Raw genomic sequence first — 14,977 nt, 5'->3', positions numbered from 1 at the left:
GGTCGTGAAGAATTTTTACGATATTTTGCAGTATTTGAAGAAGTACGAGATTTACATTCACGTCGGTAAGCGACTTTGGGATATCGAAGTGGCCGCCCTTGAGGTGGACAATCTCTACAAGGCCAAAGTTCTGTCGGATCAAGACTATCAAACGATGAAAGTCATCTTGGCAAAGGAACACCGACAAGAGGTTGAGAGGACCGGTGACAATAGTCATTACGATGTGAATGCGGCACAGTCGGCTAGTCATTAGGCGATTTTAAAAGGGCCTTGCTGGAACCATTGATTGCTCAGCAATGCCCAAAAGAAAAGTTTTGTAAACGCTTGCAAAACTTTCATGTCCTTTGTTAAAATAGACTTGTAACTTATGAAATAGGAGGCGGTTCCCATTTTGCCTTGGCCAATGGGAACCAATTAATCATCATGACAAAAGATAAATTAATTGGTGTTGACCTTGGTGGAACGACCATCAAGTTTGCGATTTTGACTGACCAAGGTGAAGTGCAACAAAAGTGGTCAATTCAAACAAACGTTTTGGGCGATGGTATGCACATCGTGCCTGACATCATTGAATCCATTAACCACCACTTGGACTTGTACCAATTGGACCGTTCACGTGTGATCGGAATTGGAATGGGAACGCCTGGAACGGTTGACCGTGTTAACGGAACCGTTAAGGGTGCCTACAACCTTGGTTGGGCTAAGGAAGAAGCCGTCAAGGAACCAATCCAAGCCGGAACTGGCTTTGAACTCACGATTGACAACGACGCCAACGTGGCCGCCCTCGGGGAAGCCTGGAAGGGTGCCGGAAACAACGATGCCGACGTTTCCTTCATCACTCTTGGAACCGGTGTTGGTGGTGGCTTGGTTGCCAACCACGAATTGATTCACGGAGTGGCCGGTGCCGGTGGTGAAGTTGGCCACATTATCGTGGAACCAAACGGCTACTTGTGTACTTGTGGAAACCACGGTTGCTTGGAACAATATGCTTCAGCAACGGGTGTTGTGCACTTGGCACAGGACTTTGCCGAACAGTACGTCGGTGAATCACGTTTGAAGAAGATGATTGATAACGGAGACGAAGTAACGTCAAAGATCATCTTTGACTTGGCTAAGGAAGGTGACTTCCTTGCTAACGAAACGGTTGACAAGTTGGCCTACTACTTGGGCTACGCAGCCGCTACGATTTCAAACATCCTGAACCCATCAGCCATCGTTATTGGTGGTGGGGTTGCCGCAGCCGGTGAATTCTTGCGCGAACGCGTAGAAAAGAACTGGTCAGTCTTCGCCTTCCCAACGGTTCGCACGTCAACGACTGTTAAGTTGGCCGAACTTGGAAACGACGCCGGTGTTATCGGTGCCGCTTCATTGGCAAAGAACAAGTAATTTGAATAATTAATCAAAGAGCAGCCAGTTGGCTGCTCTTTTTTGTCTGCCTAAGCAGCTGGTAAGTTATGGTAAAATAAAAGGGTATTGTGGCGTTATTTTGCCATTGCGGGAAAAGGAGGTCCAAGCATGGAATGGACAACGTTTTTTGAACCATACGAACAGGCGGTTGCCGAGCTGAAAGTCAAGCTCGGTTATTTGACGACTGGTCAGGTTAAAACGGGCACCCGTCCGGTTGAATCCGTGACGGGCCGGGTTAAGTCCCAGGCCTCCATTGAAGAGAAGATTGTCCGCCGGCACCTCCACGAGGATCGTCTGGCTTTGGACTTGCAAGACATTGCCGGCCTGCGCATCATGACCAAGTACATCGATGACATCTACAAGGTGGTTGAGCTGCTGCGTAAGCGGACCGACTTTACCATCCTAGAAGAGCGCGATTACGTGATGAACGCCAAGCCATCCGGTTACCGTTCCTACCACATGGTCATCGAGTACCCGGTTTCGCTCTACTCCGGTGAAACCAAGGTGCTGGCCGAAATTCAGATTCGTACGATGGCGATGAATTTCTGGTCAACCATTGAACACGACCTGAACTACAAGCACGGCGAAATCAAGCCGGAAGTGGCCGAAAAGCTGGCCGAGATTTCCGAGCAGACCTTTGCCTTAGAACAGGAACTGGCCGAAGTAAAGGAAATGGATTAGGGTTCGACTCCCGGATTGCGCACCATTCGGTGATGCACCCGCCCAGACTCGAACTCCACCAAAGAAAGAAGTTTTATGAAAGTCGCACTCTATCACAATGACCAAGAACGGTCACTGAAAATTGTGAAAGAATTGAAAGCCGAATTGGACCGCCAGGGCATTGAACAAGACGATGCCAATCCGGATTTGGTCATCACGGTCGGGGGAGACGGCACCTTGCTCGGGGCCTTCCACGAGTACATCGGTTTGAAGGAAGACCTCCGTTTTGTCGGCCTGCACACCGGCCACCTCGGCTTTTACACCGATTGGCTGGGGAACGAAGTCAAGGAGCTGGTCGCTTCCTTGGTCAAGGATTCCGGGGAACGGGTTTCTTATCCACTGTTGAAGTTAACGACTAAGATGGTCGATGGCACAACGGAGGAGTACCTAGCCTTAAACGAGGCGACGGTTAAGCAGCCTGTTGGAACGCTGGTGGCCGACATTTACTTGGGTGACCACCACTTCGAAGGCTTCCGTGGTGACGGTGTTGCCATTGCCACGCCAACCGGTTCGACGGCCTATAACAAGGCCAACGGTGGGGCCGTTCTCCACCCATCCCTTCAGGCCATCCAGATGTCAGAAATTGCTTCAATCAATAACCGGGTCTTTCGTACTCTTGGTTCACCTCTGATTGTGCCCACGGGCCAGAGCATTACGGTCAAGCCAAAGCACCAGTCCTTTTTGATCACTTGCGATCAGCTGGAAATTCTGGCCGAGGACGTTGTGTCCGTGACCTTTGAAGTGGCCGAGCAATCGATTCACTTTGCCTCCTACCGGCATCTGGACTTTTGGCATAGAGTGCAAGAAGCATTTATCGCCGATATCGACCATTAGGTCGAAGGCGAGAAATACTTCTTTCACTCGACCGACGACGAGTTTGTTTAAAACGAGTCGTTGTAGCAAACAATCCATCGCTATTTTGACTGAACAAAAAGGTCGACGGCGAGCATGTCGACTTCACTCGACCAACGACAATTCAAGCGAATGATGAATCGTTTTCGACAGCCATAATCGCTGTCCCATCTACATATCCACCAAACTCCCACCCGAAAGGACGCGAAGACCAAGCGGTCACCGCGAAAATCACGATTACTTATGAAATTTTCTTGGACGTATGAAGGGGATGAGAACCGCAAGGTTCGTTCCTTCCTCCAAAGCCATGGCGTTTCCCACCGCATGTTTTCACAGATGAAGCATAACGGTGGCGCTATTTTAGTGAACGACAAGCAGGTCTACACCTCCGACTATCTGAAGAAGGGGGATGTGGCCACAATTATCATGCCGGTTGAGCAGGGGAACGACCTGGTTGTGCCGGACTTTTCACCAATTAAGGTGATTTACGAAGACGAGCACTTCTTGGCCGTTGACAAGCCCTACGGGGTGACGACGGTGCCCGGCCATGCCGACCGCTTGCACACCCTGGTCAACCAGGTGAAGGGTCATCTGATTGACGAGGAAGCCGAGGACTTGGTGCCCCACGTCGTGACCCGCTTGGATCGTGACACGTCCGGTCTGGTTCTGTTGGCCAAGCACCGCTTTGCCCACGCCGTTTTGGACCAGCAACTCCAGGACCATTCGGTTGAAAAGTTCTATACGGCCTATGTTTCCGGCATTCTGCCAGACGACCATGGTATCATCGAGGCGCCAATTGGCCGCCTCGAAGGGGACTTCATCAAGCGGACGGTCACTGAAGACGGAAAGGCATCGAAGACCGAATACTGGGTCGAAAAGCGCTACGAGCAGGACCCCGAACACCCCATGACCCGTGTCAAAGTCCAGCTGCACACCGGCCGGACTCATCAGATTCGCGTCCACTTCAAGCACATTGGCTTTCCGCTGGTGGGCGATGATCTCTACGGCGGACCACTCTGGTATGGCTTAAAGCGCCAGGCCTTACACGCCTACCAAATGGCCTTTTACGACCCCTTTGCAGAAATGACACGGCACCTGCAAACGGATCTGCCAGAGGACCTCGCGGCCCTAAAAGATATCGAAGAAAATTAAGCATTTAGACGGATTAGAGCGGGCAAAGCCCCTCGAAAGGAAGACAGCAAGAATGGCACTTGATAATGAACAACAGTTAGCAGAAACTGTTCATGAGTTAGCAAACCTGATTACCACCGGTCAAGACGACCTCTTTATGAACCGCTTCACGGCCCTGCACGACTTTGAAAAGGGACAGGTCTACGCGGCTCTGCCCGAAAACATTCGTGAAGTGGCTTGGCGGGTCATGGACGACGAGACTTTGGCAACGATTTTTGACAACTTGGAAATCGATCCCGAAGAAATCGTTGGCCTCTTAGAGGAGATGCCAGAGCAGAAGGGGGCCGATATCCTGGTGGCCATGTTTGCCGATAACGAGGCTGACCTACTCCAGGCCATGCCCGCTAAAAAAGTCGCCAACTACCTGGCCCTGATGCCCGCCGACGAAGTCAAAGAAATCAAGCGTTTGATCAAGTACGAGGACGACACCGCAGGGTCCTTGATGGCTACCGAGTACCTGGCCGTGAAGCGTTCCGAAAAAGTCAAGGACGTCCTTCGCCAGGTCAAAAAGCAGGCCGAAGAAGCTGAGTCAATCATCTACGTCTACGTCATTGATGACGAGAACCACCTGATTGGGGTTGTCTCATTGCGTGACCTCTTGACCCACCCGGACGACATGGCCATCGATTCCATCACTAACACCCGTGTCATCTCCGTTTCGGCCGATAGCGACCAGCAGGACGTGGCCCAAGTGGTGGCTGATTATAATTTCTTCTCCATTCCCGTCATCGATGCCGACAAGCACCTGCTTGGTATCATCACGGTTGACGATATCGTCGACGTCATCGACGAAGAAGCGGTCGAAGACTATTCCGGCCTTGCCGCCGTCGACGTCTCCGACACCGACGACTCTGCCTGGCATTCGGCCATTAAGCGAATTCCATGGTTGCTGACGCTGTTGGTCCTAGGACTGGCTTCAACGGCCTTGATTGGCATGTTTGAGCACACCATCCGCCAAGCACCAATCCTCGCCGCCTTCATCACCATCATCGCCGGTACGGCCGGTAACGCCGGTACCCAGTCCTTGGCCCTAGCCATCCGCCACTTCGGCAACGGCTCCGACCAATCCGGCTGGAAGAACCTCTTCTCTGAGTTCATCTCAGCTCTAGTTCTTTCCATTATTGGTGGTGCCGTCCTCGCCCTCGTCACCATGCTCTGGCAAGGCAACGACGGCCTGGCCCTGGCAGTTGGCCTCTCACTGGCTTTGTCAATTCTGGCCTCATCTCTACTGGCCCACCTTGTCCCAGCCCTCCTAAACCGTCTCAACATCGACCCAGCCGTCATCAACGGTCCCCTGGTCGCTACGGTCTGTGACTGGGCCTCCATCCTGATCTACTTCAGCATCGCCACAGCCATGTTGAGTGGCTTTGTGGGGAAGTAGAGAGGAATTAAAATCGAAGTATGCTAAAATTTATTTTAAATGATTTATCTAAATTAATTCCTATTGTTACTATTATTGCAGCGATTTTTGGATTGTTTGGTAACATAAAAATATCAAAAAAAAGTGGTATTGATATTGCGCTTGATGATTTAAATAGTATTTACTTATTAGTTTTCAGAATGTTGACTATAGAATCTAAATCGGAAGAACTACTCGATCGTATTGAGTATGAAGGTGCATATCCTTATCATATTGATCCAGCTTGTAAAACAGATTTAAGAAAAACTATTTCTTATAAGGATTTAAAAGATATTTTCACAATTTTTGAAGAAAATAAAAATGAATTAAAGTATAGAATTATTATTTCATCGAATTTAATTAGTAAGTCAATTTTAGAATCCTTTACTGATTTGTCAATTTCGATGTTCACGTTGGAACAATGTTGGAAAAACATTGAATACCTCGAGGATGAAGTTGGTGGTTTTACCGAAATTGAACTTAAAGAAGAATACATTGAAAAACTATTGTATGTTCAAACATTTTATAAGATTCTAAGTAAACAATTAGAATCAGAAATTCTTTCTAAAAAAAATATCTTGAATAGTTTTTGCTTTGTATTTTTTGGCCATATTGAGAAAAATAGTCAGAGTTTAAAACAAATTAAAAATAGGGAAATTAAGTCTATTGAAGAAAACCATTCATTGTTGGTGTCAAAAATAATTCAAAAGATGTCATGGGATTTATGAAAGATTTTATTTATACATTTCTGGAAAAATAATATAGGAATATGAAATTGAAAAAAAAAGAATTTTATACAACTAAAAAAGAAAAAAATATTGGAATCGCATTCATTTTTTTGATATTTGTCCTTATGCTTATTGGAACGTTATTTGATCAAAAAATATCTAATATATTAATTACAAATCATTCCATTTTTAGCCACATTTTTGAACATTATACAGTTCAGGGAAAAAATTTTGTTTATTTAATTTGTTTTGAAATTATAACTTGGATTATTTGGCGACTTGTTAAAGAACATATTTTACGAATTATTTTAACTACCGGGTTAGTTTTGATCGATTTAAATCAGATGCGAAGCGTTTTATATGATTATGTTTTTTACACTGCAGCTGTGCTACATAATCATAAAATAGGTCAAAGTTGGGCAGATTCATTTAACACTAGTCAATTAGTGAATCCTAAATTAGGTTTTCTTTTTGATGTATTATCAATATTTTTTACTTTTGTTTGTTCATATTACTTTCATAAGTGGATACAAAAGCAGTCTCAGGATGAATTGGATTACTCATTAAGAGCAGCGTTAGCTGGTATTTTTGTTATTGTTGCCGTAAGTACATCTCTGGAAACTCTGAAGGAATTATGGGGGCGAGCAAGGCCGCGTGATTTATCTACAATAATGGGTACTGGGTTTTCCGCATGGTATAAAATTAATCCGGGAACAGAATATCGTTCTTTTCCTTCAGGACATAGCACACTTAGCTGGTTTTATTTATATTTACCATTTTTGGTACCCAGAAAAAATATTAAATGGCAGAGAATATTAACCTGGTTGGCTGTTTTCATTGGTGTTTGTTCAGCATACGGAAGGGTTCGACTTGGTGCGCACTGGTTAACTGATGTGACCATTGCTACATTTATAGTCGTATTGGCAGTTTACACTGCTAGTCGATTTTTGGATGCACATTTTGTTGAACATCCAAAACATTAGAATGAAAATAACCTTTCAATAATTATAGAGACACTTAGCGTCAAATCTGATTCATTGGCGGTTTATTGGTATTACAATACTAGTAATAAAAGAGGGGACATCTTTTTTTGATTCACTGGATTGTGAAGAATAATATAGGAATTTAGTATGAAAAAGATTAATTATATAAGGTTGGTTGAATTGTTGCCAATTTTTTTAATGGCGTTTTGTAGTGCGTTATTATTGAATGTTTTATTATCTTCACCTGTACAATTGAGCAGTGATGGGTATTTTCATTTATCCCGCATTTATAATTTGCATAGTAGTTATTTGGGATGGTTATATCCTCAGAATTTCATGTCAATAGGGAAGATTGGTGTTGCAACGAATGTTTTTTACCCATCATTAGACATGCAGTTACTGATGAATATTATTCCAAGAAGTATTGATCCATCTATACAATATAAATTGTTTATTTACTTGACTTTGTTTTCTTTGATGGTGGTTTCGTATATAACACTTCGGTATTTAAATAAGTCTGAAATTGTCATTTCTACGTTACTTTCTATTTTGTGGGGATCTTTTGTAATTGCTCTTGAAGTTGAAAATACCGGTGGTGTTGGCATTGCCAAAGTTGGATTTCCGCTAATTGCATATGGAATACTACACCTCAATGAAAAGAAAACAATTCTGCCATTAACTTTTGGTATTGTCCTTACGTCTTTTGCACACGTTTTGACAACTTTCTTCGTAATACTGTTCATTTTAGCTTATTTGATTGTTTATTTATTGTGTTTTAAAGATCGAGTCGATGTTGTAAAAAATTTGTCGGTTGCAGGTGTGCTGGTTTTCTTTTTAACGTTACCAGTGACGGTTCCATTGATTTTAGTGAAACTGAATAATAATATTAACTTTCCAGAGTTATCTTTAGATTGGTGGGTGTCAAGATATATTTATATAAATGACTTATTTAGTAAACCTCTTTATTTGGTTCTAATCATTTTTATATTATTAACGATTTATGTATTAAGAAAAGTAAATTTAGCACAAATTATTTCTTTTATTTTTATATGTTTTGGTATGTCAACTTTTTCTTGGACTTACTTTAGTCAAGGAGGAATTCTAAGTTTTATTCAAACACCACTTAGATTATTTGATTTTGGATTATATTTTTGTGTGGCAATTTCTATTGTTTGTTTATCCGAAAAAACTTTTTCGATACAAATTTTAAAGATTATAACTACCTATACGGTGTTTATATTGATAATTGTTAGCTCTATTATTTTCCCTCAAAACATGCCGGATATAGGCAAGGATGGAAAGTTTATAATCGCGAATAAGGAAGACATTCTTTCAAAGTTCTCTTCAAATACGGATGTAACAGGCATGCGAGGATTTGGCGCCTTTGATAGAAGTACATTTAATATACCTGAGTTTTGGAGTATTAAAAATTATTCTGACTATGTACCAAAAGAGATATTAGAAGATGATAAAAACCAATTTTTGCTTTCTGATAAGAAAGCAAATCCCATTGTTAAGCATATGTTGGTGATGGATGGTCAGGAAAGTGTGGGAACTAGCAATTTTAATTCAACAACTGACAAAATAAAGTTCACTATAACAAAATCAATTGCTAAACAAACAATAAAATTACCAATTCTAGCGTATAAATTTACAAATATTAATGTGTTTTTGAATAATAAAAAAATAACATTTTTTGTTCAAGATGGACAGATTACTATCAATAAAGAAATACACGAAGGGGATAGCATTACTATAAAGCAAAACATTCCATGGTGGGAAATTATACCCTCGTTGACATCTTTACTTGTTCTGTTCGGAGTTATTATTTTAGAATTGAAGAAAAAATTAAACCAAAACTAATACTATTCACAACCTTTGTATCTTATGAGGAATGTAAGAATTTAAGAGCTCAGAAAGTTTATCAATGCCTTGATTAAGCTTTTTGAGCTTTTTTTGTAAATTAATTAACTATAGAGCACTTTTTATCACTTTTGCTTATAAGAATTTTTTTCGGTATATATCATGTACAATATAATTTTTTTAAACAAAAATTAAATTTAATAACAAAAAGATATAAATCCTTTTAAAAAGTACAAATCTGTGTAAAATAATAAGTAGCAATAAATCAGGTAGTGAAAATATAGGTATTTAAAATGAAAAAAATTGTAATTACAATAGTTTCTTTGGTGGGAGCTGCATTCGTTATTTTCGGTGCTTTTCAACTTGGGACAACCAAAAATAATAAACATGAAGCTAATATTTCTTCAACTTTTACATTTTCATCGTCCAATCATAATTCGATTTCTGAAAGCAAATCTTCTTCTATCATTAAAAAAAATATTGAAAATAGTAACAATTATGATCCTAATAAAACTGTAGAAGGAAATACTGTTGACTCCAATATGATCACGAAAGTCACTAAAGAATTAACCGATGCTGGATTGCCAGCAAATGAATGGGCTCCTTCAGATATAAAATCTATTATAACTCAATCTTCACAGCAAGGAATCTCAGCTGTGGATTATGCTAAACAGAATTATCATCAGAATTAATGTATAGAAATGAATTTAAAACATAGTTTATTAACATTAAGTGCCATTGCTACTTTAGGCGTAGCGGGTGCTACATCAACACCTCTTTTAGTTTCAGCGGATATTGACCGCGTCACTGGTGGACAGAGTGGAATACCACGTATGGACGCAGTGGATATTTCTTCTCATAATGGATATTTATCCACTAATGATTTTCAAATAATGAAGAATAACGGTGTTCGTGGTGTTATTGTGAAATTGACAGAAGGAACTTATTATCGTAATCCTTATGCGGCTAGTCAAATCAATAATGCAAAGGCAGCTGGAATGAAAGTTTCCGCATATCACTATTCTACATATAATGATCAAAATAGCGCACGGAATGAGGCGAATTTTTTTGTTGATTATGCAAATCAGTTAGGTCTCAGCACGGCAGAGTTGTTGATTAATGATTTGGAGGATTCTTCGACTAAAAATAGCGGAGTGTCTGGAAATTCTTGGGCTTTTAATAATCAGTTGAATAATCGAGGCTATAATAATACGGCTCTTTATACTTATACATCATATAAAAATGAAATGAATCTCGATTTTTCATTTCTTGGAAATAAAAGAGTTTGGATGGCTTCGTATCCTTATCATCCTTCAAGCAGCAATTTATGGAATACTGATTATGGTATGTGGCAGTGGTCTTCCAATGCTGGTTTTTGGGGGATCAGTGGAACTTTTGATGTTTCAATCGACTATGCTGGCCTGGCAACAACGTTACCACTAGTTGAAAAGGGAATTAATGGTAAAACCTATCTTATTAATACAATAACTGGTGAGAAACAAACAGGTTGGCAAAACTTTGATGGCCGTCAATTATATTATGATAAAGATGGTGCCATGGTGCATGGTGAATATAATATAAATGGTGACACATATTATTTTGATCCTGCGTTCGGAACTATGAAAACGGGTTGGCAAAATTTTGATGGCCGTCAATTGTACTATAAACCTACAGGACAAATGGTACATGGTGAGTATAATATAAACGGTGACACATATTACTTTGATCCTGCGTTCGGAACTATGAAAACAGGTTGGCAAAATTTTGATGGCCGCCAATTGTACTATAAATCTAGCGGCCAGATGGTACATGGTGAATATAATATAGACGGTAAAAACTATTATTTTGATCCAGCATATGGAACTATGAAAACTGGTTTTCAAAAATTTGACTGGCGAACGCTATATTATAATAAAGATGGTCAAATGCAATATGGTGAGCAAAAAATTGATGGTAAGTGGTACTATTTCGATTTGGCTTATGGGGCAATGGCCACAGGAATTGTCAACTTAAACAATCAATTGATTGGTTATGGTAACGATGGTGCGAGATTAAATGGCTTTGTTGAGATTCATGGCTCTTGGTATCTTTTAAATGATGAAGGTAAAGCACAACATGGCTTTATAACTGTAAAAAATAAGTTGAGATATTTCCAGAATGATGGGAAAATGGCAATCGGCGAACGAAACATTGACGGAAAGAACTATTACTTCGATAAGAATGGAGTAATGCAGACGGGTTGGCAAAAGTTTGATTGGCGAACATTATATTACAATCAAGATGGCCAGATGCAGTATGGCGAACAGAAGATAGATGGGAAGTATTACTACTTCGATGCTAATTTTGGCGCAATGACAACAGGTCTGCAAAATGTCAACGGTAAAGTTAAAAACTTTGGATCTAATGGAAGCCTGGTCACTGGAATTAAGAATGTTCAAGGGAATTGGTATTACTTTGACGAAAACGGTGTTGCTAAAACAGGATTTCAAACGATTGATGGATTGAAGTTCTATTATGATTCTGAAGGTCGAATGGTTCATAATGAACGAAACATTGACGGAAAGAACTATTACTTCGATAAGAATGGAGTAATGCAGACGGGTTGGCAAAAGTTTGATTGGCGAACATTATATTACAATCAAGATGGCCAGATGCAGTATGGCGAACAGAAGATAGATGGGAAGTATTACTACTTCGATGCTAATTTTGGCGCAATGACAACAGGTCTGCAAAATGTCAACGGTAAAGTTAAAGGCTATGGCGCTGACGGAGTGCGTTTAAACGGATATTCAAAAATAAATGGGAAAGATTATCTTTTTGACTCGGAAGGTATCCTACAAAATGTCTAACTAAAATTTTTATTCATTAGATATAAAAAATCAATTTTTATATATTGGTGTGTTGAAAAAAGGTAATGGTGCAAGAAGCATCATTACCTTTTTTCTAGATTAGAATAAATATATAAGGTGAATTTATTTTTTTAATTAAAATAATTTTAAAGTTGATGTCTGGTACTATAAAATATGATGGTCATCTTTTTTAATTTATAGTAGAATATGTTGGTTATCAATTTGTTTATCATAAAATCATTTATTTTTAGGGGCTAAGTATGAAAGTTAGCAAAAAATTCGACTTGTCGGAACTGAGTAAGTATCGAAAGCCAATTTTAGGAATCGCAACTCTTTGGATAGTTTTATATCATTCTTGGGATTTAAATTTTTATGAATCAAATTTTTTAAACAAATATAATTTGGCTGAATCTATAACGGATTTTCGAATGATTGGTGATTCAGGTGTAGATTTTTTCTTATTTTTTTCAGCTTTTGGTTTATATTTTTCACTGAAGAAAAATAATGTGTTACGTCGCTTTTACAAAAGAAGATTGTTAAGGATTTTCCCGGAATTATTAGTAGTCTCGATGATTTTTTACTCATTTTCACCTTGTAAAGGTCTATTCGACTGGTTTAGTAAGATTTTTCTTTTTGGATTCTATAGTTCCGGTCTCCCGGGTGGCAATCATTATTGGTATTTTTCATTAATAATAGTTTTATATTTGTTATTCCCAATACTATTTAGAATTATTGATATATGGGACTGGAAAGGCACTTTTGTATTAATCACTATTGTGGTCGCATGTTCATATGGATTGAGTATTGTTAATCCTCAATATTTTGTGATGATTGATATTTTAACTGTAAGAATACCAATTTTTATTGTTGGAATTTGGTTTGGAAAGTTAGCATATAATCACACTCAGATTTCTAAAACATTCATTTATTTTTCTATTCCAATTTCTATTGTATTGATTGTTATTTCATGTGTGTTGAGGAAAAATTGGCTTCAAAATCGCCCTAAATTTGAATTTTTTGATCGATATGAATATTTTCTGATGGTCATAGTGTTGTCTGTTGTAATTGTTTTTTTCTTTTCGATATTCAAATTAAGGTTGATAAAAAATTGTTTATCGTTAATTGGAGAATATTCGTTAGAAATATATCTGCTTTATGAAATTCTTTATTTAAACCTGAGAACAGTGTTTAAGTCTTCAGATAAAATTGGTATTTCATATACATTCGCGATTTTATCTATTACATTTGTACTTTCAGTAATTTTAAAACAGGTAAATAATGTGATTTTGCAGACTCAAGAAATAAACTACAAGAGATAGCTCCTTTAAATTATTTATTAGTGTTAATTATCACTTTTAAATAATTTGCATATGAAATACTTAAAAGCAATAAATTTAATGATTAAATATAAAAAAAATAGTGCCTCTAAAATTATATGTATCTTTTTCTTAACGGTATTTGGATTTGGTTTGATTCTAATATACTGCAATAGGGATACTCTTAAGGATATGCTAAAATGCTATAACAAGGATTATGGTATTGCACATATTACTCGTTCTCAGATGGACTCGTTCTCTAATTCACTTGATACTGAAGCCTTTCGAGCTCCAAAGTACAATCAAAAGGAACTAATGAAGGATGTCCCAAAATCGAAAACATGGGATTCTGAAAGTCAAACTATGAAAAAGGTTCCGGTTTGGGATTCTTGGCCTGTTACTAATCCTGATGGTACAGTTGCTGATTATCATGGCTATCGATTGGTGATTGGGTTAACCTCAATTGGAGCCAGATCAGATGTCGGAGGAGCTCACCTTGGCTTATATAGTCAAAGGATAGACGCTGATTCTAATGATATTAATTCCTGGGAATATCTTGGTAATGTTTTTGATAGTTTTGGGGAGGGCAAGAATTCTTCAAGTGATCAGTCGTTAAATCAAATGAAAAGTGAATGGTCTGGCTCAACAATTCTTTTTCATCAAAACGATGATACTTTACGCCTATTCTATACAAATGCAATGGCAACAGGTGCTGATAATCAGGCTCAGGCGCTTACCACTGCGCAAATTACAGTTGTACCAAAAAATGGATTGGATTGGAAATCAGGCCTGACTATAAATCATTCTAAGGCAACTGATAATAAGACTATTTTCCTTGGTGACGGTAGAATATATCAGACCGTGGATCAGGCAAAACAAAAAGAAGGTGATTTTTATAACTCTTTCGCTATGAGAGATCCACATTTTGTTGAAGAAAATGGCAAGTATTATTTGCTTTTTGAAACGAGCACTTCAGATAAATATGGTGCTGAGGGCGAAAATAATTTGAATAATCAAGCCTATTATGGATCGTATGTCTATTTTAAGAACGAAAGGAAAAGATTATTAAAAGAAAGAGATAGCTTGGAGTTTAAAAAGGCTTTCTATGGAAATGCTGCTATTGGTATGGTTGAGTTAAATAAGGACTTTACTGTTAAAAAGGTTATGAAACCATTGTTAACGGCAAATGCGACGCATGATGTGATAGAGCGTCCCAATGTTTTTAAATATAAGGGTAAATATTATCTCTTTACTTGCCTATCTGCTGATAAATTCGCAACCAATGGGAAACAGTTTAGGAATCAAAGTTATCTTCTTGGCTATTCATCAGATTCTTTGGAAGGAAAGTATGAGCCGCTAAATGGTAATGGGTTAGTTCTTTCAAGTTCAACAGTGAAAGGTATATCAAATTATACATACTCATTCTTAGCATTAAAACCTAATAAGAATGAGAAAAACATTGTTATCACTTCGTTTGCAAATAATGAAACATTTGCTCCTAGCTATATCATGAACATTAAAAATAATAAGACAAAGTTATTAAATGATCGTTTATTAGGTCAGGGTGCTTTAGTAGATAATGGAAAATACTTTAAGACTGTTCCGCAAACAAAGTATAATGGATAGTAGTTTGAAAAACGATTTAATATCGTTTTTTTTATTATAATTG

The 14,977-nt window shown here is 38.9% G+C and carries 13 protein-coding genes; all 13 read left to right on the top strand.

Going from position 1 to position 14,977, the window contains the following annotated elements:
* Positions 1-4: 4 nt before the first annotated feature.
* The 13 genes from G6R30_RS04690 to G6R30_RS04630 all read left to right on the top strand — a co-directional run bounded on the left by G6R30_RS04690 (position 5) and on the right by G6R30_RS04630 (position 14,934).
* Positions 5-253 (top strand): YqgQ family protein, encoded by a 249-nt coding sequence (locus tag G6R30_RS04690; protein ID WP_213821974.1) that lies wholly within the window; start codon positions 5-7, stop codon positions 251-253.
* A gap of 170 nt (positions 254-423) precedes the next feature.
* Positions 424-1,386, top strand: coding sequence for an ROK family glucokinase (locus tag G6R30_RS04685; protein WP_213821972.1), 963 nt, complete (start codon positions 424-426; stop codon positions 1,384-1,386).
* A 129-nt stretch (positions 1,387-1,515) separates the two neighbouring features.
* A complete protein-coding gene (locus tag G6R30_RS04680; RefSeq protein ID WP_213792342.1) occupies positions 1,516-2,088 on the top strand; it encodes a GTP pyrophosphokinase in 573 nt (190 codons plus the stop codon).
* A gap of 75 nt (positions 2,089-2,163) precedes the next feature.
* On the top strand, positions 2,164-2,961 hold the full coding sequence (locus G6R30_RS04675) for an NAD kinase (RefSeq protein ID WP_213792343.1): 798 nt from the start codon (positions 2,164-2,166) through the stop codon (positions 2,959-2,961).
* Between the two features lie 261 nt (positions 2,962-3,222).
* Positions 3,223-4,131 (top strand): RluA family pseudouridine synthase, encoded by a 909-nt coding sequence (locus tag G6R30_RS04670; RefSeq protein WP_213821970.1) that lies wholly within the window; start codon positions 3,223-3,225, stop codon positions 4,129-4,131.
* Positions 4,132-4,183: 52 nt separating this feature from the next.
* Entirely contained in the window at positions 4,184-5,551 is a 1,368-nt protein-coding gene (mgtE, locus tag G6R30_RS04665) for a magnesium transporter (RefSeq protein WP_213821968.1), read from the top strand.
* A gap of 20 nt (positions 5,552-5,571) precedes the next feature.
* Positions 5,572-6,297 carry a hypothetical protein gene (locus tag G6R30_RS04660; protein WP_213821965.1) on the top strand — a complete coding sequence of 242 codons (726 nt, stop codon included), beginning with the start codon at positions 5,572-5,574 and terminating at the stop codon, positions 6,295-6,297.
* 47 nt (positions 6,298-6,344) lie between these two features.
* A complete protein-coding gene (locus G6R30_RS04655) occupies positions 6,345-7,280 on the top strand; it encodes a phosphatase PAP2 family protein (RefSeq protein WP_213821963.1) in 936 nt (311 codons plus the stop codon).
* A 147-nt stretch (positions 7,281-7,427) separates the two neighbouring features.
* Positions 7,428-9,143 (top strand): glycosyltransferase family protein, encoded by a 1,716-nt coding sequence (locus G6R30_RS04650; RefSeq protein WP_213821953.1) that lies wholly within the window; start codon positions 7,428-7,430, stop codon positions 9,141-9,143.
* 293 nt (positions 9,144-9,436) lie between these two features.
* A complete protein-coding gene (locus G6R30_RS04645; protein WP_213821951.1) occupies positions 9,437-9,835 on the top strand; it encodes a hypothetical protein in 399 nt (132 codons plus the stop codon).
* Between the two features lie 9 nt (positions 9,836-9,844).
* Positions 9,845-11,992: a GH25 family lysozyme gene (locus G6R30_RS04640; RefSeq protein WP_213821949.1), complete on the top strand. Its 2,148-nt coding sequence runs from the start codon at positions 9,845-9,847 to the stop codon at positions 11,990-11,992.
* A 260-nt stretch (positions 11,993-12,252) separates the two neighbouring features.
* Positions 12,253-13,311, top strand: coding sequence for an acyltransferase family protein (locus G6R30_RS04635; RefSeq protein ID WP_213821948.1), 1,059 nt, complete (start codon positions 12,253-12,255; stop codon positions 13,309-13,311).
* 51 nt (positions 13,312-13,362) lie between these two features.
* Positions 13,363-14,934 carry a glycoside hydrolase family 68 protein gene (locus G6R30_RS04630; protein WP_213821945.1) on the top strand — a complete coding sequence of 524 codons (1,572 nt, stop codon included), beginning with the start codon at positions 13,363-13,365 and terminating at the stop codon, positions 14,932-14,934.
* Positions 14,935-14,977 lie beyond the last annotated feature (43 nt).

Origin of the sequence: Fructobacillus parabroussonetiae (genome assembly GCF_018437265.1) — a bacterium.
Taxonomy (GTDB): Bacteria; Bacillota; Bacilli; order Lactobacillales; family Lactobacillaceae; genus Fructobacillus; species Fructobacillus parabroussonetiae.
This window is presented reverse-complemented; position numbering and strand designations above follow the sequence as displayed.